Genomic DNA, 17,898 nt, shown 5'->3' with positions numbered 1-17,898 from the left:
GCGCAGGTGCATACGCATAAATCAGACCAAAAAATGAAAAAAGAGACCCTGGCCGAAATCATCACCATTGGTGATGAACTTCTCTACGGCCAAGTCATTGACACCAACTCCGCCTGGATGGGGGAGGAACTGGCAAAAATAGGTATCAAAGTCAAACAAATCACCAGTATTTCTGACAGCCCCACCGCCATACGGGAAGCGCTGGCCGCCGCCATGTCACGCGCTGATGTGGTTTTGGTCACCGGCGGCCTGGGCCCCACCAAAGATGACCTGACCAAACATACGCTGGCAGAGTTCTTTCAAACAGAGCTGCAACTGCACCAACCGTCTTTAGAAGACGTAGAGGCCATTTTCAAGCGCTACAACCGCCCTATGCTGGAAGTGAACCGGCAACAGGCGTTTCTGCCCGCCAACTGCACCCCCGTCAGAAACGTGCTGGGCACTGCCCCAGGCATGCTGTTTGAAGAGCAGGGCACCGTGATTGTCTCCATGCCCGGCGTGCCGTTTGAGATGAAGCGCATGATGACAGACACCGTTTTGCCGCACCTGCAACAGCACTTCCAGCTGCCGCAGATCATTCACAAGGTGGTACAGACCGTGGGGCTGGGCGAGTCTTTTCTGGCAGAGCGCATTGCCGATTGGGAAAATAACCTGCCCGCCAACCTTAAATTAGCCTATCTCCCGCACCTGGCGGGGGTCCGGCTAAGATTAACGGGCCTCCCCAATGGCACAGATAATCTGGAGGAGCAGATGCAGGCCCAGATAGACCAGCTGGCGCCGTTAATCGCTGACCACGTCTTCGCCTTTGGCGAAGTTACCCTGGAAGCCGCCGTGGGTGCCCTGCTCAAAGCCCGCAACCTCACCATCTCTACCGCTGAGAGCTGCACCGGCGGGCTGGTGGCGCACAAACTCACCAGCGTACCCGGCAGCTCAGCCTATTTTACCGGCAGCGTGGTGGCCTACAGCAATGAAGTGAAAAAAGCCCAACTGGGCGTGCCACAGGAGACACTGGCCCGGCACGGGGCTGTGAGCGAAGAAACCGTGCGCCTGATGGCCGAAGGCGTGCGCCGCCTCCTGAACACAGACATTGGGGTAGCCACCAGCGGCATTGCCGGGCCAGACGGCGGCACCCCAGAAAAGCCCGTGGGCACCATCTGGCTGGCCTATGCAGACGCCCACCAGACCGTAGCCCGCAAGATCAGCTACAACAAAACCCGCCTGCTGAACATAGAGTACACAACCCTACAGGTGCTCAACCTGATTCGGCAAAGTTTGCCGGCAGCGGTTGAGGAATAGCCAAAATTCTCTAATTTTGCCTAACAATAGTTAGGTTATCAGAAATCAGGCGGCAATTATCAGGATTCATTTCTGGTTTTTCTGTATCATTGTCCTTGGCTGAGACCCTGGGTGAACCTGTTGGTTCCTGTGACTATTCATTATAACCGAAAACATACACTATGGCCCTTGTAGAAATGGTGATGCCCAAAATGGGCGAGAGTATCATGGAAGGTACCGTGCTTAAATGGTTGAAACAGGTGGGTGATACCATTGAGCAGGATGAGTCTGTACTGGAGGTTGCCACTGACAAAGTGGACACTGAGGTGCCGGCCATTCAAGGCGGTGTCTTGAAAGAGATTCTGGTACAAGAGGGCCAAGTGGTAGCCGTAGGCGCCCCTATTGCCATTATCAGCACGGGTGGCGACGACCAACCTGCTTCTTCAACCCCCGCCCAGGAGGCTGCACCGTCTGCCCCTGCCGCGGCACCAACCACCCAACCGGCGGCGCACCCCGCTGAGGCCCCGCAGGCCACGGCCCAGACCTCACAACGTCTGGAACAACCCGCCTCCGGCCGCTTCTATTCGCCGCTGGTCATGAACATTGCCCGCGAAGAAGGCATTTCTATGCAGGAGCTGGAGTACATTCCGGGTACCGGCAAAGACGGGCGCGTGTCAAAGAAAGATATCCTGGACTACGTGGCCAACCGCCAGTCCGGCAGCACCCCAGCCGCCGCTCCGCAACCAGCTGCGGCACAACCGGCTGCCCCAGCCCCACAGGCGGCACCTTCGGCTCCGCAACCGGCTGCTGCTCCTGTGGCGCCGGCCCAGTCTTACAGCGGCAACGTGGAGATCATTGAGATGGACCGCATGCGGAAGATGATTTCGCAGCGCATGGTAGACAGCAAGCGCATTAGCCCGCACGTGACGTCTTTTGTGGAGGCAGATGTGACCAACATTGTGAACTGGCGCAACAAAACCAAAGACGCCTACAAGAAGCGCGAAGGCGAGAACCTCACCTTCACCCCAATCTTCATTGAGGCCATTGTGAAAGCCATCAAGGATTTCCCTATGATCAACGTGAGCGTAGACGGAGACAAAATCATCAAAAAGCGCGACATCAACATTGGCGTAGCCGTGGCCTTGCCAAGTGGCAACCTGATTGTGCCCGTGATCCATAACGCTGACCAGATGAACCTGAACGGCTTGTCTAAAAAACTGAATGACCTGGCCAACCGTGCCCGCATCAACAAACTGACCCCGGCAGATCTGGCAGACCCTACCTATACGGTTTCCAACGTAGGTTCTTTTGGCAACGTGATGGGCACGCCTATCATCATGCAGCCGCAGGTGGCTATCCTGGCCGTGGGTGCCATTAAAAAGAAGCCGGCGGTGATTGAGACGCCAGAAGGAGACTTGATTGGCATTAGGCAGTTCATGTTCCTGTCTCACAGCTATGACCACCGCGTGGTAGACGGTTCTCTGGGCGGCATGTTTGTGCGCCGCGTGGCAGATTATCTGGAAGCCTTTGACCCCAACACGAGCATCTAATTTGTAGAAATGCATAGCAGGAGATGCGTTGCTAACCGCCTCCAACAGAAAAGCCTCTCCCCACGGAGAGGCTTTTTGCATATCTGCTGTTTTGGACCTGTTTTCTGAAAACAGCCCCAAAACGCCAATCAGGTATTCCCTCTCCCTCTGGGAGAAGGTTAGGATGAGGGAATAAAATTCAGGTTCCTATAGAAGAAGCTGCCTCATCATTTTCGTTCCTAAGAGCGTATTTATATTTTTCTTTTACGCTGCAAATGGATTAAAAAGAACCTGACTTTGTCTTTTCCACACATCCGTCCCCCTTTACAGGGGGTAGGGAGATGACCAAGGCCGTTGAAGACCCATCTACTTCTGATTAGTGAAATGAGAAATTAATTCTCGGGAATACGTACTTCTGCACGAGAAAATCAGCACGAGTATCATTCCCCCACCCCCTTCAAAGGGGGACGGAATACGCCTTCCAGCCTTCCTAATGGCAGTTATCTAAGGCAGGTTGTTTTTCTACCCTGAGGTTCACGTTTCGTTCTGCAAGCTGATGGACGTACGTATCTGGGTTACCCACGTTTTCGGGCTGTTTTGGCCAAAACAGCCCGAAAACAGAAATTCAGAACCCGTTCAGCCCAGATATAGTAAAAGCAGTATCTTGTTGCCCTGAATACCCTACTACTATGAAAAACACGCTTATCCTCATCCTGATGGCTTTGTTTCTGTTTCTGGCCATTTACTTCTACTGGCAGATGGACAAAGCCCAAAGCCAACTGGCCCTGGCCGATGAAAAAATCACCAGCCTGGAAGCCCAAGTGAAACGCTTCACCAACCGCGGCACAGATGATACCATGACCACACTTTCGCCGTCGCAGCCGTCTGTGGTCCCCGTCCCCGAAGATGAGGAACCCACTCCCCCTGAGTCCACCACCTTTGAAGGAGAACTGGGCAGCCTGAGCCAGAGTGACATTGACCGCCTCAAAAAGAAAGGCCTCAAAAACCCAGAGGCAGACCTCATGAACGACCTCATGCGCAAGCAGAAAAGCGTGCTCACCGCCCAGGGCAGCATGGGCGGCACCATGGCCATCCGGGACATCAGAATCCTGAACGACCGTTACGCTATGGCTTATTTTGAAGACGGCCATAATGGCGGCCACCTGCTCCTGCGCTACGCTGTGAACAACGGCACTATCACCTGGACCAGGCTGGATTCATATACCATGTAATTCTGTTTCTGGGCTGTTTTGGCCAAAACAGCCCAGAAACAGAAATTTCTACACTTAACTACTACTGCAGATTCTCCCCCACAAGGGGAGCGAAGAGGGGTGTTTACACCTGCTGAATATGGCTTCTCCAATAGTAAAAACTTCCCATTACGTGACCAGACGTGAGCACCATCACCTTGCAAGGATGACGGGCAGAAGAAATCAAAAAACTTGCTCTCCCGTGTAAACACCCCTCTTAATCTCCCCTCAAGGGGAGAGTCTGCAAGTAGCTGCCGTTTTATGCAAGGGTTAATTTTTCATGCAGGCAACGTATATATAACAAAATCGGCTGCCCCAGATGGGGCAGCCGATTTTGTTATATATCAATCAAGCTCAAATTTACTCAGCCGGCAGCGCCGATAAGCTTTGCTCCAGCGCGGCAATCTTGGCTTCGGCGTCTGACTGTTTCTTCCGCTCTGCGGAAATGACGGCCTCTGGGGCACCGGCCACGAAACGCTCGTTGCTTAGCTTTTTCTCTACGCTGGCCAGGAAGCCCTTGGTGTAGTCCAGTTCCTTCAGGATGCGCTCGCGCTCGGCGGCAGCGTCAATGTTGCCTTCCATAGGAATAAAGAACTCGGTGCTGTCTTCGGCCACAAATGACAAGGCATTATCCAGGGGCTGCTCGGTTTCCTGAATCTCAGAGAGGTTGGCGAGTTTGCTCACCAAGGTCTCATACCCGGCAATGGCGTTTTTGCCTTCTGACAGGCGCACATGAAGGGCCAGCTTTTTAGCGGGTGAGATGTTCTTGCTATTACGCATATTACGTACCTGGCCCACCACGTTGAGCACGTACTCGGTCTGGCGAAGAAGGTCAGCGTCAATGCGGCCTTGCTTGGGCCAGGGAGCTACCACCAGACAATCTTTGGGCGCGCGTTCTTTCATGTTGTTCCAGATTTCCTCGGTGATGAACGGCATGAACGGGTGCAGCACTTTCATCAGTTTCTCCAGGAACTCATACGTGGCCTGCAGCGTGGCGGCGTCAATGGGTGACCCGAAGGCGGGTTTAATCATCTCCAGGTAATTAGAACAGAAATCATCCCACACCAGCTTGTAAACCGTGAGTAACGCATCAGAGATGCGGAACTTGTCAAAGTGGTCTTCCAGAATATTGAGCGCCTCGTTGAATTTAGAGTCGAACCACTTGATTGCTTTCTCATTGGGGTTGGGCAGCGTCTCGTCTACTTCCCAGCCGTTGATGAGCCTAAAGGCGTTCCAGATTTTGTTGCTGAAGTTCCGGCCCTGCTCGCAGAGTTTCTCGTCAAACAGCAAATCGTTTCCGGCTGGGGAGCTGAAGAGCATGCCCGCGCGCACACCGTCGGCGCCATATTGGTCAATCAAATCCAGCGGGTCTGGTGAGTTGCCCAGCGATTTGGACATCTTCCGCCCCTGGGCGTCCCGCACAATACCGGTGAGGTACACGTTCTTGAACGGCAACTCCTTCCGGAATTCATAGCCCGCCATAATCATACGCGCCACCCAGAAGAACAGGATCTCCGGGGCAGTCACCAGGTCATTGGTTGGGTAATAGTACAGAATGTCTTCGTTGTCTGGGTCTTTGAAACCGTCAAACACCGAGATAGGCCAGAGCCACGAAGAGAACCACGTATCCAGCACGTCTTCGTCCTGACGCAAATCAGAAAGTTGTAAGTCTGGGTTCCCCGATTTGGTACGGGCTTCCTGCAACGCTTCTTCGGCATTACGGCCTACCACAAAGGTGCCATCTGGCAGGTAGTACGCCGGTATCTGCTGGCCCCACCACAGCTGCCGCGAAATACACCAGTCGTGCACGTTTTCCATCCAGGAACGGTACATGTTCTTGAACTTGGGCGGGTGCAGCTTGATGGTGTCGTTCATCACGTTTTCCAGGGCGGGTTTGGCCATGGCGTCCATTTTGCACCACCACTGCATGGAGAGTTTGGGCTCGATCACGGCATCGGTGCGCTCAGAGAACCCTACGTTGGTCACTGAATCTTCTACTTTCTCCAGCAGGCCTTTGGCTTCCAGTTCTTTGGTGATTTTCTTGCGCACCACAAAACGGTCTTCGCCTACGTAAATGCCGGCGCGCTCGTGAATGGTGCCGTTGTCATTGAGCACGTCAATGCTGGGCAGGTTGTGCTTCTGGCCCAGCTCATAGTCATTGATGTCATGCGCCGGAGTCACTTTCAGCACGCCCGTTCCGAACTCAATGTCTACGTACTCGTCAAAAATGATGGGAATGGCGCGGTTCACTAACGGAATAATGGCTTTCTTACCGGCCAAATGCTTGTAACGCTCATCTGCAGGGTGTACGCAGATGGCCACGTCGCCCATGATAGTTTCAGGGCGTTTGGTGGCCACGGTCAAGACCTCATCTGAGCCTTCAATCCCGTAGCGCAGGTAGTAGAGTTTGCCGTTCACCTGCTTAAAGTTCACCTCCTCGTCAGACAACGCGGTGAGGCCCTGCGGGTCCCAGTTCACCATGCGCACGCCGCGGTAGATGTGGCCTTTGCGGTATAGGTCTACGAACACGTCAATCACGGCCTGGGTCAAATCCGGCTCCATGGTGAAGCGGGTGCGGTCCCAGTCGCAGGAGGCGCCCAGTTTCTTGAGCTGTTCCAGAATGATGCCGCCGTACTTCTCCTTCCACTCAAAGGCGTATTTCAAAAACTCCTCGCGGGAAATATCTGCTTTGTTGATGCCTTTCTCCTTGAGCATGTTCACCACGCGCGCCTCGGTGGCGATAGAAGCGTGGTCGGTACCCGGTACCCAGCAGGCCTCTTTGCCCTGCATACGGGCGCGGCGCACCAGCACGTCCTGAATGGTGTTGTTGAGCATGTGGCCCATGTGCAACACCCCCGTCACGTTGGGCGGCGGAATCACCACGGTATAAGGCTCTTTCTTAGGATTTGGTTTAGACTTGAAGAAGCCGCGCTCCAGCCAGGTGGCGTACCACTTGTCTTCTACTTCTTTGGGGTTATAGGTCTTGGGTATGGTAGACATCTTTCTTTGGTATCACGTAGCAAGTATCAGGTAGCAAGACAGAAGCACCGGATAAACTTGCTGCATATTTTGAAAAACAAAAATAGTAAATAGAATTCAGCCAAGCGGCAGATGTTGTGGAGAAGCGGCGCCAATAACAGATATTTCCGTTTTTGGCGTGTTTTAGCCAAAACAGCACCAAAACGCGTTAGCAGAATTCCCACTCCCCCGGGGAGAGGGTGAGGGGGACGGCGGCGGCTACTGGCCCAGACGCCTGCGAAAAGAATTGCTGATGGTTAATGGCTGAGTTTCTGGCGCGAGACTTCAGTCTCGTGACTTAGGATGTTGCGAGTCTCCAGACTCGCCGGGAACCGCTGGTAGAGAAATATCATCCTCTGGAATTCTGCGTTGAAAACCTGTTTTGCGTTCCAGCAACACATCATTTCGCTGCCGCGAAGGTAGTCTGGAGACTGGCGCCTGCAGAAACCGCCTTCACTACCATACCTTATTTCCTACTTCAAGTTTGAGCGCAGCGGGAACTTGGAGTAGGAATGACCGCCAGTTTCCAACTGGCGAAACACTTTATCAATTAATGCACCCCGCCAGTTACCAACAGGCCTCATAACAAACCGCGACTTGCCGCTGCGTTCAAACTTGCGGCAGGTTCCTGTTTTGGAGCTGTTTTTCAAAAAACAGACCCAAAACGTACCCCAACAAAAAGCCCGCACGGGGCGGGCTTTCAAAGAAATATCTTCAGAAAAAAAATTAGCTGGCGTGCAGCCACTCTTTCTTGGCCAACAGTTCCTCCTCGGTCTCACGGTAGTCTGGGTCATCTACGCAGCAGTCTACGGGGCAGACGGCGGCGCACTGGGGCTCCTCATGGAAACCGCAGCACTCGGTGCACTTGTCTGAGACAATGTAGTAGTATTCATCTGAAATGGGCGGTTGCGGGGCTTTGCCGTCAATGGTCACACCGCCGTCTCTCACCACTTCTTTCAGCGAGGTACCATCGCCCCAGGTCCACTGCATGCCACCCTCGTAGATGGCCGTGTTGGGGCACTCCGGCTCACAAGCGCCGCAGTTGATACACTCGTCTGTAATCATTATCGCCATAATCGTATCTCCTGTTTCTTTTTAGTAATTTTGCACCGGCTTCGGCACGCCATTCGGGCGCAAAAGTAATACGTAGCGCGCATTGTATCAAACGTTTCTCATGCCAAGGCTGTTTCCCTACTATGCTAACTTTAGAAAATAGAATTTCTGCCTTCGCCCAACTGGGCGATTATTTACGCCACTTGCCTCTGGAGGAACGCCAATACCTGGCCCGCCGCGCCGGTCAGCACAATAACTTCTTTGACGAGCCAAATGTTTCAGCCGCGCTGGACGGATTGGCGGGAATGCTGCAAAGAGACCAACTGGAGGCGTGGCTGGCGCAATATGACATTCCTGAAACCATTGCCGCCCCTAAAAAAGTGGGCGTGGTGATGGCGGGGAACATTCCGGCGGTGGGCTTTCATGACGCGCTGTGCATTCTTATTTCCGGGCACATTCTGCAGGCCAAGCCCAGCTCAGACGACCCGTTCCTGGTGCCGCATCTGCTGGAGAAACTGGTGGAGATAGAACCCGGTTTTCAGGAGTACGTCCAGCTGGTGCCCATGCTCAAGACCGCAGACGCCATCATTGCCACCGGCTCTGACAATACCGCCCGCTACTTTGAATACTACTTCGCCAAGCGCCCGCACATCATCAGGAAGAACCGTACCAGCGTGGCCGTATTGACCGGCAACGAAACCAGGGAGGAACTCACCAACCTGGGCGATGACATGCTGCGCTACTACGGGCTGGGTTGCCGCAACGTGTCCAAAGCCTACGTGCCCGAAGGGTATGATTTCACGCCGCTCTTTGAGGCCATTGAGTACAAGAAGGAAGTGGTGAACCACCACAAGTACCAGAACAACTATGACTACAACAAGTCTATCTACCTGGTCAACGGCGTGCCGCACCTGGACAACGGCTTTTTGATGGTGACTGAAAGCCGGCAGCTGGTCTCCCCCATCTCGGTGCTGTTCTACGAGACGTACCAGGACGCGGCAGACCTCCGGCAGAAACTGGCGGCGGTACAGGAGAAGCTGCAGTGCGTGGTTTCCAAGGAAGGCCTTTGGGAAAACAGCTTCCAGTTTGGGCAGGCGCAATGCCCTTCTGTAAGTGATTATGCAGATGGCGTAGACACCCTGGCATTTCTTTTGAAATTGTAATCTGTTTCTGGCCTGGTTTTGGCAAAGTAGCCTAAAAACGCCTTTAAACAATGGCACAACTCATTTGTTAAAAATATATTGCCTGCTAAAAAGCTTGCATTTATAACAAATTCTTGTTTCATTGAAGTACAGACTACCACCAAACAACAAGACCATGAGCACCACCACCCACCAATTAATAGAGAAGGAAATTATTCCGCAGCTGCAGTTTGGACAAGACGATGTTCTCTCTGATAAAGAAGCCAAAGTTAGACGCCAGCATGACCTGGAACGCGCCAGCCGTTTGGGCAACGGCTACCAGGGCAAAGTAGAACTTTCCTTCCAGGTAGCCACCGGCGATATTCTACGCGTGCAGACCACCATCTGGCAAGCCGACAAGGAATTCACCACCATCAAATCTGGCGTGACCATTCCTACCACGGCTATTCTTTCAGTGGAGTTCTTCTAACTTTCTGAAATAAGGTTGAACAAAAAGCGCCTCCGGTTCATGTACCAGAGGCGCTTTTTAATTAGACGAAATATGTGGGGAGAAAGCTGTTTTCTGTTTTCGGCCTGTTTTGGAAAAAATAGCCCTAAAACAGAAGTAACAGTTCAGCAGGCAGAGGCACAAGCCGCTTACGCCATTAACCGCTAGAGACAACCCGGGTATCTAGCCGCTTTGAATAAATAATCAATAGAACCTTGACTGCCCTTTTGTCATTCTGGAAAAAATCTAGGTGGCGAACAAGAATAGCGTTTGGCTAACAGCCACTGCCGTTCGCCCACAAGATCCTTTCAGGATGACAGGAGAATAAAATATTTCCGGATGCGGACATGGGTTCAAGACAAGAACAGGGATTCACATTTCTCCTGTTATTCTAGAAGAAGTTCTAGTCCTTTCTTATTATAACTCCCTCCTTCGGCCTCTGGCCGAAGGAACCGCACACTCGCCAGCGGCGGGCAAGGTAAACTTTTCTGTTTTCGGGCTGTTTTGGCCAAAACAGCCCGAAAACAGAAAATTAAACTCTGTCCAGCACCTTCACAATCATGTCATCAATGATCTGGTCCGGGTTCTCGGCGAACTGGTGGGTGATGCGGTTGGCCACAATGGCGTTCACAGACAGCACCTCGTGGCCCAGCAAGCGGCCCAGGCTGTAGATACCGGCCGTCTCCATCTCAAAGTTGGTGAACCGCACCCCGTCGTATTCAAACGCCTGCATTTTGCCAATCACATCTTCCAGCTTGGGCTGCAGGCGCAGCAGCCGGCCCTGCGGGGCGTAGAAACCGGGGCAGGTGAACGTGTTGCCAATGATCATGTCTTTGCCCACCTGCTCGCGCAGCAAATCTGACCCTTTCACGCAGTACGGCAAAAACCCAATGCCCAGCGCCAGCTGCAGCTGCACGGCTATCTCGGTCTCGAAGCCGGTTTCCATGAGCGGGTAGAACTGCATGAGCGTGTCCAGCCCCATAGAATATTCGGTGGCCAGGTGACTGCCCAGCGGAATTTCCTCCCGCAACGACCCTGACGTGCCAATGCGTACAATTTTCAACGAGATACGGTCTTCGGCCTCTACCGGCTCGCGGCTCACAAAATCTATGTTCACCAGCGCGTCCAACTCGTTGAGCACAATGTCAATGTTGTCGGTGCCAATGCCGGTTGAGACCACAGAGATGCGCTTGCCTTTATAGTAGCCGGTATGGGTCACAAACTCGCGCTTGGCCACCTGCACCTCCACAGAATCAAAATGCCGACTCACGCGGGCCACGCGGTCCTGGTCGCCCACCGTGATGATGGTGTCAGAGATCATCTCGGGCAGCAGGTTGAGGTGGTAGATGCTGCCGTCTGGGTTCAAAATCAGTTCAGACTCCGGGATACGGGCCATAGTTCATAGTTTTTGGTGGTGGAATCATTTTACTTCCGCCGTTGGCGGAAAATGGAACTTGCTATTTATTTCGGCCCAAGGCCGAAGGAAAGTAAAAGCACAACAACATTTATGCATTTTGCCATTTTGAAAGAAACTTAGGGAACAGTGGGCGAACAGAGAAGCATTTACTATTTGCCACTACCGTTCGCCGCCTAGATTCTTCCAGAATGACAAAAATAGAGTGTCTGGTTATTACTGCCAGGTACTTTCTCATACGTCTGGGCAATACAAAACAAAAACGCCTGGTGCTGCTCATGCAAAGCAACATCAGGCGCTCCCGTCACAAAATCTTTTCTTTATACGGCCTTGGGTTGCTCCGTCTTGCGGCGGTTCAAGCCTTTGTACGGGTTGTAGCCGTTGGTGTTCTTCTGGTAGTAGCCGGTGCCGTCATACGGGCGCTTGTCGGGGTGTTCCTGGCAGGTGGTGGAGCAGGCGCCGTCCATTTTGGTGCCGCAGCTTTCGCAGATGGGCACGTGCAGGTTGCAGTGCGGGTTGGCGCAGTTCACCATTCTCGCCGAAGGCGTGTTACAAACATGGCACCTGGAGATCACCACGGGGTTCACCTTGTTCACGTCAACGGCCACGCGGTTGTCAAAGACGTAGCATTTGCCCTCAAAGTCTTCGCCCCCGGCTTCCATGCCGTATTTAATGATGCCGCCGTGCAGCTGGTACACGTTCTCAAAGCCTTTCTCCAGTAGGAACGCGCTGGCTTTCTCGCACTTGATGCCGCCGGTGCAGTACGTCAGAATTTTCTTGCCGTCATACTTCTCCTTGAGCTCGTCCAGCTTCTCTGGGAACTCCCTAAAGTTCTCAATATCAAGAGTAACGGCGTTCTTGAATTTACCCATGCTATGCTCGTAGTCTGAGCGCACGTCCAGAATGACCACGTCTTCCTGGTCTTTCATCTCCTTGAACTCCTGCGGCGACAAATGCACGCCCGTGCGTTCAGTAGGGTCAATGTTTCTGAGGCCCGCGTGCACAATCTCGGGCTTGTGCCGAACGTGCAGTTTGGTGAAGGCGTGTTCATCAGAGTAGTCTACCTTGAAATCAATGCCTTCAAACCGCGGGTCGGCTTTTACGGCGGCCATGTAGGCTTCGCAGTCTTCCACCAGGCCGGAGACGGTGCCGTTCAACCCCTCAGCGGCCACAATGATGCGGCCCAGCAGGTTGAGTTTAAGACACAGCAGATGGTGCTCCTCCCGGAACAGCTCCGGGTCTTCAATCTTGGTGTAGTGGTAATAGAGTAAGATACTGTACTTTTTCATACGGCTTAGTTTCAGACTAAGTGTTGACAATGTGCTAATGAGTGAGCAACAACAGCTTTTCTGTTTTGGTGCGAATTTAGAAAAAACAGCCCGGAAACAGAAAATGATAGTTATCACCTCACCCCCGGCCCCTCTCCCACGGAGAGGGGAGCTCCATACTTGCGTTTTGGGACTGTTTTGGCTGAAACAGACCAAAAACATATTGAATGCAAAGCCTTTGAGGAGAAATGAAAATGGGCAAAAACAGCAGTAAAGACAACCTAGCGTAAAAGCTGAGCTCCCCTCTCCGTGGGAGAGGGGCCGGGGGTGAGGTCCTACACAGGCTTCGCGGGGTTCCCGAACACCGTTTGCTTGGCGGGTACATCAGCCACGACCACGGCCCCTGCGCCCACGCGGGCGTTCTTGCCAATCTTCACGCCAGACACCACCACGGCCCCGGTGCCAATGAAAGCGCCTTCGGCGATGGTGACGCCCGGATTTACCATGGCCCCGGCACCCAGGGTGACGTGGTCTCCCAGCACGGCGTTGGCATCTACCACGGCCCTAGACCCGATGAGGCAGTTATCGCCCAGTTTGGCGTTGGAGTTGACAATGGCCCCGGCCTGAATGAAGTTGCCGTGCCCCAGCCAGGCATGCTCAGACACGTAGCTGAACTTATGAATGGCGTTCACCGGCACTACTTTGTAGTCTTCCTTGAGCATTTTGGTGAGGCTTTTGCGGGCGGCGGTGTCTTCGGCGGCCACAAACACGTCGCACTTTTTGCCCAGGAGCTTGAGAATGTTCTCGTCTTCAGTGTTACCCATCACGGTGATTTCGTTCACCTCTTTCTGCTGCAGCGCCACCTGGTCGTCTAAAAAACAATACACCACCACGTCGTTGCTCTGGAAGGCGTCTAGCGCCAGCACGCCCAGTTCCTGGGCCCCTAATATGATTACCGGATTCTGCATTTTCTCTTGGTTTTTTGTTTGGCTGAACCTTGCGCACAGGCGGTTCAGGTAGTTCTGTTTCCGGGCTGTTTTTCTGAAAACAGGCCGAAAACGGAAACAACTTGCAAAAATAGTCAAAAGAAAATGAATACGTTAGCCCCGGCGCTTTTGCAGCCAGGCGAACCACCCCGGGATAGGCCCCCAGGCCAGCACCACCATCAGGAAAAACGGCAGCAGCGGGGCACGGTAGCGGTGCAGGGAACCCAGGTTGGGCGTGGGCAAGGTCACCAGCACCGCACTGATCACAAAGAAAACCAACAGTACGGCCAGGAACGAAGGCAATGGGGGCAACTTCTTCGTCTTTAGTAAGTGAACTACTGTGAGCAGCAGCAGCGCCAGAATCAACAGATTCTCCAGCCCTGCCAACCGGTAAAATATGGGGCCTCCCTCCCACACAAACGGTCGCACCAGCATCTGCACCACCGCCTCAGGGGCGTGCTGCACCAGAGAAGGCACAGCAGGTTCCAGGTCTGGGAACAAAAGATGTGGTTTAGACGGGTCAGAGGCGGCCAGAATATTCCTGTAGTTCCAAAGCACATGCCGGGCAAAGAAACCCAAGTTGAAAGTAGGGTGTGCGAAAGTAGCCCCGGCGGCCCCCATCCCCAAAAGGGTGATCCAAAGCAGAAACTGCCGCCAGCCAGACTGCAGCCAACGCATCCTTCGGCGAAGCCAGACCACCAGGAGAAAAGTACCCAGCAGCACTACCAGCACCGCCGCCAGGAAAAACTTAATCTTCCAGAAGAGATACACGGCCGGCAGCAGCCCCGCCAGAATTTTGCCGCTTTCCCGGAGGCGGTGGGCATATGTTAGTTGCAGGCAAAAGCCCACGGCAAAGCAAAGGCTGCCCATCAAAATACTGTCCTTAAAAACGCCGCTGGTCCAGAATAAGGCGCTGGGGAAGAACAGGAACGCCAGCACCGCCGCCGTACCGTAGGCGGGGTAAAACTTTTGAACCTGCCTCACCAGAAACCAGCACCCGGCAAAGCTGAAAAGTGAAAAATACAACCCGCTGGCCCAGTAGGAGCTACCCGTGAGCAGGTACAGCAGACTCAAGGGCTTCAGGAAAAAGAAAGAGTTAGAATAGGGAGCAAACGAGGTGGAAAATCCCTGCACCTCATTCAGAAACAGAAACCGGAGATACTGTTGGGGGTGGGTTTTGGCCAACTCTACCAAAGGCAACGCCTGGCGGTGATATTCCCAGGTATCGCCGCCGTGCAGGTGGCGCTGGTACAGCCAGCCCAGCAAAAGGCCGCAGCAAAGCTTGAAGACTAACGAAGCCCAGAACACCAGGTTCCGCTGCTTACCGTCGCCCAGACGCCACAGCCCGTACACCAGCAGACAGAAAACCGGAGGATGGAGCCAATTCAGCAGCGGGTTCATGCAGACGACGTGAGGTTCTTTTTGAGCAGGCGGTGCCCAACGGTGCAATGTAAGCATTTCCGGGGAGAGCAGTAGGCGTGGAAGAGCTGAATCAACGCCTGCGAATCGGCGGCCGAACCGTGCGGGAAGCCCAGCCCAGCGTACACCCGCGTGATTTTATTCTGCTCTTTCTTCAGGCCTTCCAACAGCCCCACCGCCTTCTCCTGGTACGCGGCGTTGCCGAACCTACGGGCGTAGGCCACCAGCAACGGGGCCACAACATTGATGAGCAGCCCCTGCCCGCTGTCGTCACCCAACGCGGGGAACGGCTGCGCCGATGGTTTTGCCGGGCCGTAATGTTCCTGCCAGTACTTTGGCGGCGCCTGCCGAAAGTAATTGAAATAATCCTCCCCGGTTTCACAGGTTACCAGATTGGCCCACAAATGTTCCTGCGCCAACAGCACCGCCAGAAACTGCCCCAACCGTACCGCCGGAAAATTGGCGGGCCGCAGCCGCAGCATGTTCCAGGAACTCATGGGCAGCGGCGCGGGCAAACTATGCTTGTGCGCCAGGTAGTGGTGTTCCTTTGCCAGTTCAACAAGATAATCATCTGTAGCAGCATTCAACAGTCCCGCCTGCCCAAAGACCAGCGCCTCCAACTGCTTCGGCCTTGGCCGGTATTTTTTCACCACCTGCCACGGGAGCGCCTGTGCCAGCTGCAGAAAACCCTCCTGGTTAATCTTGAACCCGAACCCGGCGGCCAGGGTCTGGTAGACGGTGCTTTCCCAGTCCTGCCTGCTTTGCTCCATGCGTGCCAGCACCAGACTGGCTTTGAGTTCCAGCCGTTCCAGCAGGGTTTTGTCCAGCATAGCAGATTTGAAAATGGAGTCAACGGCAGGGGCCTGGGCGGCGCAGGGAATAGTTTGTTCGCTCCAGAGCAGCTCCTGGTACTGGTTCTGCAGCGGCAACGCCACCCGGCCTTTCAGCACCAAGGTGGGCATGGGGCTTCCCTCCTCGCGCTGTACCGGTTCATCATTCTCCCAGACCACGTGCAGCACCACCTGGTTGTATTTGGCGTCTTGCTGGTGCCGGTGCCGCCGCCAGTCTGAGGCGTCAAGGTGGATTTCCACGCTGCCCACCCACTCGGTATCGCCTATTTTGATGCGGGCCGCAGAGAAATCTGGCCCGGCGTCTGCCTTGTTGTAAAAACCGGGGTGTAATACCGTAACAGACTCTCCCGCAGACGTCTGTAGCTGCTCCTTCTTGAAGTATTGGTATTGCCAGACGTAATGCAGGAAGTCTTCTTTCATAAACAGGAACAGCATGTTAACCCTCCTGTTCTTACGCAGAAGCACTGGAAAAGCTGTTCCCGTTTCTGGCCTGTTTTTGGGAAAACAGGCCGAAAACGGAAACTGGTGCAGACGCTTGCAGGTCTGCTAACCCCTGCGAGGTCTTGAGAACTGGCGATAATGCGGTGGCAACCGTATGGAACCCACCCCTGCCCCTCCAAGGAGGGGAATTCTCAGGAATGCGTGGACCGGCAGGTGTCAACATCCCCCTTTGACCCCTTCAAAGGGGGAGTATCTGCAAAGAATAGAAGTAACTTCCGCGCCCCAATCGGTTGTACAATTGTCTTGAGGCTTTTTTTAAATTGGCAGATACTCATTCAGGAACCGGTCCATTTCCTGCTGTACCTGCAAGGCGGCTTCGCGGGCTTTCTCGGCGAAGTCTTCGCCGCTGGAGGCGTAAATAATTTGGCGGGCCGAATTAACCAACAAGCCGCACTCTTTGTTCATGCCGTATTTAGAGATTTCCTCCAGGCTTCCGCCCTGGGCGCCCACGCCCGGCACTAGCAGGAAATGGTCGGGCACCAGTTCTCTGATGCGCTCTACGTAGTCGCAGCGGGTGGCGCCTACCACGTACATCATGTTCTCGGCAGAGCCCCACTCCTGGCTGTTCAGCAGCACCTTCTCAAACAGAAAATAGGACTTGCCTTCTGAGACCACGCTTAACAGTTGGAAATCCTCGTGCCCGGGGTTGGAGGTAAGTGCCAGCAGAATCACCCACTTGTTGGGGAAGTTCAGGAACGGCGAAACTGAATCTATGCCCATGTACGGCGCCACGGTAATAGAATCAAAGTTCATCTGGTCAAAAAACGCCCGCGCGTACAGCTCAGAGGTGTTGCCAATGTCGCCGCGCTTGGCGTCGGCAATGGTGAAAATATCCTGCGGAATCACGTCCAGGGTTTTCTGGAGGCTCACCCAGCCCTTCGGCCCGTGGGCCTCATAGAAGGCGATGTTGGGTTTGTAGGCCACGCACAGATCTGCGGTGGCTTCAATGATCTGGCGGTTGAACTCAAAGAGGGGGTCATCGTGCTGCAGCAGGTGCTGCGGTATTTTCTTGATATCAGTGTCCAGGCCAATGCACAGGTAGGAACGCTTGCGCTGGATTTGCTCAAAAAGCTGTTGTCTGGTCATGGTGTGAAAGTGTTGGGAGGTAACGCAAAGCTAAGGTGTTTTTGGCGTGTTTTGGCAAAAACAGGCCGAAAACAGGTTTCTCTTTTCTGAGATGGACGCTGCCGTATCTGGTTCTGCGTACGCAGCATGCGTAGTTCGCTGTTCCCTTGGCGGTGGCGGTTGGTGCGGTAGTGCCTAAGTGATAAACTCTTTTCAAAGATCCTGTTGCTGCAGTTAGAATGTGTAGCGTAGTCCGATGTTCCCTTGGAAGTTCCACTTTATTCAGTGCCTCACTCACTGTGTTGTTTCATCTTTTCCGGTAAGCGCTCACGGCCGCGGGGCCCCGTCCTGGCGGTGAGCACTGCTGTTACTGCTTGTGCTGCTCTGTCTGCCTCTGCAGGTAACCGTTGCAGATCCGCTAGCCTGAGGCGGGCCCGTGCTGCGCACATCAGCCAAGGGCAGAAGTGCTAGTTTACAGAGGTGCCACTAGCAGAAGTGTTGATTGTTCATTGTTCATTGCTGCTTGTTTGCCACTTTCTCTGGTTCAAGTTTCCAACTTGGACCTATAATGGTGGAAGCTTTCAGCTTCCATGGGGCGGCAGCCTCACCTTACTTCTGCCCTCTATAGCTCCTCTATGGC

Annotated in this window: 13 protein-coding genes; 5 read left to right on the top strand and 8 right to left on the bottom strand. The window is 53.9% G+C overall.

What is annotated here, in order from left to right; all coding sequences use genetic code 11:
* Positions 1 to 33 precede the first annotated feature (33 nt).
* The 3 genes from FHS90_RS00615 to FHS90_RS00605 all read left to right on the top strand — a co-directional run bounded on the left by FHS90_RS00615 (position 34) and on the right by FHS90_RS00605 (position 4,036).
* Positions 34 to 1,296: a competence/damage-inducible protein A gene (locus tag FHS90_RS00615; RefSeq protein WP_182511189.1), complete on the top strand. Its 1,263-nt coding sequence runs from the start codon at positions 34 to 36 to the stop codon at positions 1,294 to 1,296.
* Positions 1,297 to 1,457: 161 nt separating this feature from the next.
* Positions 1,458 to 2,825, top strand: a complete 1,368-nt coding sequence (locus FHS90_RS00610; RefSeq protein ID WP_182511188.1) for a dihydrolipoamide acetyltransferase family protein — start codon at positions 1,458 to 1,460, stop codon at positions 2,823 to 2,825.
* Between the two features lie 668 nt (positions 2,826 to 3,493).
* Entirely contained in the window at positions 3,494 to 4,036 is a 543-nt protein-coding gene (locus FHS90_RS00605; protein ID WP_066837807.1) for a hypothetical protein, read from the top strand.
* Positions 4,037 to 4,414: 378 nt separating this feature from the next.
* On the opposite strand, the gene FHS90_RS00600 is transcribed toward FHS90_RS00605, so the two are convergent.
* Both FHS90_RS00600 and FHS90_RS00595 read right to left on the bottom strand, forming a co-directional pair.
* Positions 4,415 to 7,054, bottom strand: coding sequence for a valine--tRNA ligase (locus tag FHS90_RS00600; RefSeq protein ID WP_182511187.1), 2,640 nt, complete (start codon positions 7,052 to 7,054; stop codon positions 4,415 to 4,417).
* Positions 7,055 to 7,798: 744 nt separating this feature from the next.
* A complete protein-coding gene (locus FHS90_RS00595) occupies positions 7,799 to 8,146 on the bottom strand; it encodes a 4Fe-4S binding protein (protein WP_066837800.1) in 348 nt (115 codons plus the stop codon).
* A 122-nt stretch (positions 8,147 to 8,268) separates the two neighbouring features.
* Here FHS90_RS00595 and FHS90_RS00590 point away from each other — a divergent pair, with 122 nt between their 5' ends.
* Entirely contained in the window at positions 8,269 to 9,288 is a 1,020-nt protein-coding gene (locus tag FHS90_RS00590) for an acyl-CoA reductase (protein ID WP_182511186.1), read from the top strand.
* A 154-nt stretch (positions 9,289 to 9,442) separates the two neighbouring features.
* On the top strand, positions 9,443 to 9,736 hold the full coding sequence (locus FHS90_RS00585) for a hypothetical protein (protein ID WP_066837796.1): 294 nt from the start codon (positions 9,443 to 9,445) through the stop codon (positions 9,734 to 9,736).
* A gap of 550 nt (positions 9,737 to 10,286) precedes the next feature.
* Here FHS90_RS00585 and FHS90_RS00580 read toward each other — a convergent pair.
* The 6 genes from FHS90_RS00580 to pyrF all read right to left on the bottom strand — a co-directional run bounded on the left by FHS90_RS00580 (position 10,287) and on the right by pyrF (position 17,279).
* Entirely contained in the window at positions 10,287 to 11,150 is an 864-nt protein-coding gene (locus tag FHS90_RS00580) for a nucleoside phosphorylase (protein WP_182511185.1), read from the bottom strand.
* A 338-nt stretch (positions 11,151 to 11,488) separates the two neighbouring features.
* Positions 11,489 to 12,457, bottom strand: a complete 969-nt coding sequence (gene trhO / locus FHS90_RS00575) for an oxygen-dependent tRNA uridine(34) hydroxylase TrhO (RefSeq protein ID WP_066839606.1) — start codon at positions 12,455 to 12,457, stop codon at positions 11,489 to 11,491.
* Between the two features lie 314 nt (positions 12,458 to 12,771).
* A complete protein-coding gene (locus FHS90_RS00570; protein WP_066839614.1) occupies positions 12,772 to 13,404 on the bottom strand; it encodes an acetyltransferase in 633 nt (210 codons plus the stop codon).
* A gap of 132 nt (positions 13,405 to 13,536) precedes the next feature.
* Positions 13,537 to 14,823, bottom strand: coding sequence for a hypothetical protein (locus FHS90_RS00565; protein WP_182511184.1), 1,287 nt, complete (start codon positions 14,821 to 14,823; stop codon positions 13,537 to 13,539).
* Positions 14,820 to 16,112, bottom strand: coding sequence for a DUF2851 family protein (locus tag FHS90_RS00560; protein ID WP_182511183.1), 1,293 nt, complete (start codon positions 16,110 to 16,112; stop codon positions 14,820 to 14,822). Before FHS90_RS00560 ends, FHS90_RS00565 begins: the two co-directional genes overlap by 4 nt.
* A 336-nt stretch (positions 16,113 to 16,448) precedes the next feature.
* On the bottom strand, positions 16,449 to 17,279 hold the full coding sequence (pyrF, locus tag FHS90_RS00555; protein ID WP_182511182.1) for an orotidine-5'-phosphate decarboxylase: 831 nt from the start codon (positions 17,277 to 17,279) through the stop codon (positions 16,449 to 16,451).
* Positions 17,280 to 17,898: the final 619 nt, after the last annotated feature.

This window comes from Rufibacter ruber (genome assembly GCF_014138425.1).
In the GTDB taxonomy this organism is placed as follows: domain Bacteria; phylum Bacteroidota; class Bacteroidia; order Cytophagales; family Hymenobacteraceae; genus Nibribacter; species Nibribacter ruber_C.
The sequence above is the reverse complement of the archived record's forward strand: the minus strand, read 5'-3'. Positions and strand labels throughout refer to the sequence as shown.

Excerpts from the sequence above, each read along its gene's own strand:
- trhO (WP_066839606.1), bottom strand. The coding sequence starts at position 12,457 with ATGAAAAAGTACAGTATCTTACTCTATTACCACTACACCAAGATTGAA.
- FHS90_RS00600 (WP_182511187.1), bottom strand. The coding sequence starts at position 7,054 with ATGTCTACCATACCCAAGACCTATAACCCCAAAGAAGTAGAAGACAAG.
- FHS90_RS00585 (WP_066837796.1), top strand. The coding sequence starts at position 9,443 with ATGAGCACCACCACCCACCAATTAATAGAGAAGGAAATTATTCCGCAG.
- FHS90_RS00595 (WP_066837800.1), bottom strand. The coding sequence starts at position 8,146 with ATGGCGATAATGATTACAGACGAGTGTATCAACTGCGGCGCTTGTGAG.
- FHS90_RS00605 (WP_066837807.1), top strand. The coding sequence starts at position 3,494 with ATGAAAAACACGCTTATCCTCATCCTGATGGCTTTGTTTCTGTTTCTG.
- FHS90_RS00580 (WP_182511185.1), bottom strand. The coding sequence starts at position 11,150 with ATGGCCCGTATCCCGGAGTCTGAACTGATTTTGAACCCAGACGGCAGC.
- FHS90_RS00560 (WP_182511183.1), bottom strand. The coding sequence starts at position 16,112 with ATGAAAGAAGACTTCCTGCATTACGTCTGGCAATACCAATACTTCAAG.
- FHS90_RS00610 (WP_182511188.1), top strand. The coding sequence starts at position 1,458 with ATGGCCCTTGTAGAAATGGTGATGCCCAAAATGGGCGAGAGTATCATG.
- FHS90_RS00615 (WP_182511189.1), top strand. The coding sequence starts at position 34 with ATGAAAAAAGAGACCCTGGCCGAAATCATCACCATTGGTGATGAACTT.
- FHS90_RS00565 (WP_182511184.1), bottom strand. The coding sequence starts at position 14,823 with ATGAACCCGCTGCTGAATTGGCTCCATCCTCCGGTTTTCTGTCTGCTG.
- FHS90_RS00590 (WP_182511186.1), top strand. The coding sequence starts at position 8,269 with ATGCTAACTTTAGAAAATAGAATTTCTGCCTTCGCCCAACTGGGCGAT.
- pyrF (WP_182511182.1), bottom strand. The coding sequence starts at position 17,279 with ATGACCAGACAACAGCTTTTTGAGCAAATCCAGCGCAAGCGTTCCTAC.
- FHS90_RS00570 (WP_066839614.1), bottom strand. The coding sequence starts at position 13,404 with ATGCAGAATCCGGTAATCATATTAGGGGCCCAGGAACTGGGCGTGCTG.